We start from the raw sequence: 1,535 nt of genomic DNA, 5'->3' as shown, positions 1-1,535 counted from the left end.
CGCGCACGCCGTTTGATCATGCACCATGATCGCCTGCTGTGCGTGTCCGAAGCCTGGGTCTGGCTCACTGAGGCGCGGATCCTTCTACGACGCATGACGACAACGACTTAATTTTGTCTATACCCTCTGAAAGGGCGTGACATAACGGCGCGGCGCCTTATGTCACGCCCTTTCAGGGCTAAGCGGAATAAATAACGCTATCCCAGGGCGGTGCCCTGGGCTGGTATATCGCGCCCCTGCGGGGCTTGAGCAGGCGCAAGAATAGACGGGTATCGGGAATTGCGCGTCGCGGTACTGGTGCGCAACCCTACCGAACCCGCGCCCCGATTCCACCGGAGCCCTTGGAGTCACGGAAGGAGTTCCAGGGACCGAACCCGGAGTCATCGTCGCCCCAGGGGTCCGACCGCTGGCCGACGGCCGCAACGCTGCCGTCGAGTACCCGCTGCAGCCGCTCGAGCACATCCGCGGCGAGGCGGGCATTACCCTTATTCTCGTGATAGTGGGCGATCTCCAACAGCTTGGAGACGGCGACCTGCGCCTGATCGGTTCCGGGTTCCTGTTCCACAACCTTCAGGTACATGCCGGCCGCCAGGTGCAGCCGACCCTCACCGTGGCGCTGCTGCGCCATGCGCAGCATCAGGTCACTGCTGGTGCGATCCAGGTCCCCGCGGCCGGTGCCGACGGCGCGCCCGGCGACCCGGGCGGGAGGGACGGGCGGGAGGGACCAGACGGACGGGGAACAGGCTGTCCGGGAACCCTCGGTCATGGGGCAAACCCAGGGCTGGGATTGACCCGAGGCGCACAGGACCGGGGCGATGAGGCTCCCAATGATCTCCATCAAGGCGAGATCCGACGGGGGGGAGCACTCCTCATCGCAGCGGCACAGTGCGGCCAAGACCCCGATCGGCAGCTGCTCACGCACGATGGGCACGGCAAGAAAGGCGATCGGCTCGGGCGGGATTGCGTCCCGGTCTTCGACGCGGGCCAGAAAGCCGGGGTCCTGATGCACGTCGGCGACCAACACGGCCTCGCCGGTTTCAAAGACCCGCCCCGTCACCCCCTCCCCGACGCGGTAGCGGCCGCAACCCACCTCCACCGGGGTCAGCCCGTGGGCGTAGCGGACGTAGATCTCCCGCGCGTCGGGGTCCGCGATCAGCACCCGTCCGCGCACCAGCCGGTGGGACACGGCCAGATAGCGGAGGATGTCCTGGATACGGGACTCGGCATCATCCCCACGGCTGACGATGCGGGAGATCTGCAGCAGTGCCAGCAAATCGGCCCCGGGAGGGGTGTGGCTCAAGGGTGTATCCATGACGAACTCCGGTTGACAGGATCATCTTCATAGTTATCCTGAGCGCCCGTCGCAAGCCAGTAAATATGCGTAAATTTACGCATTCTTTACCGATTGATCCAAGCGCGACGGGCCGGGGGGGTGCGATCAGAACTGATGTCTAGACGCCGATCCCGTGCCCTACAGCGACCGGACCTTCTCACGGGCCCGGCGTCGTTGTCGTTGTCGTTGTCGTGATCGGATT

At 65.1% G+C, this 1,535-nt stretch carries 1 protein-coding gene; it reads right to left on the bottom strand.

What is annotated here, in order from left to right; all coding sequences use genetic code 11:
• Positions 1–307: 307 nt before the first annotated feature.
• The gene (locus QZY48_RS10645) at positions 308–1,312 is read right to left on the bottom strand and encodes a GAF domain-containing protein (protein ID WP_295430838.1); all 1,005 of its coding nucleotides are present in this window, start codon (positions 1,310–1,312) and stop codon (positions 308–310) included.
• Positions 1,313–1,535: the final 223 nt, after the last annotated feature.

The organism is uncultured Thiodictyon sp. (assembly GCF_903828115.1).
Taxonomy (GTDB): domain Bacteria; phylum Pseudomonadota; class Gammaproteobacteria; order Chromatiales; family Chromatiaceae; genus Thiodictyon.
The sequence above is the reverse complement of the archived record's forward strand: the minus strand, read 5'-3'. Positions and strand labels throughout refer to the sequence as shown.

What these genes read in the sequence shown, in the direction of transcription:
- QZY48_RS10645 (WP_295430838.1), bottom strand. Translation starts at nt 1,312, where the DNA reads ATGGATACACCCTTGAGCCACACCCCTCCCGGGGCCGATTTGCTGGCA.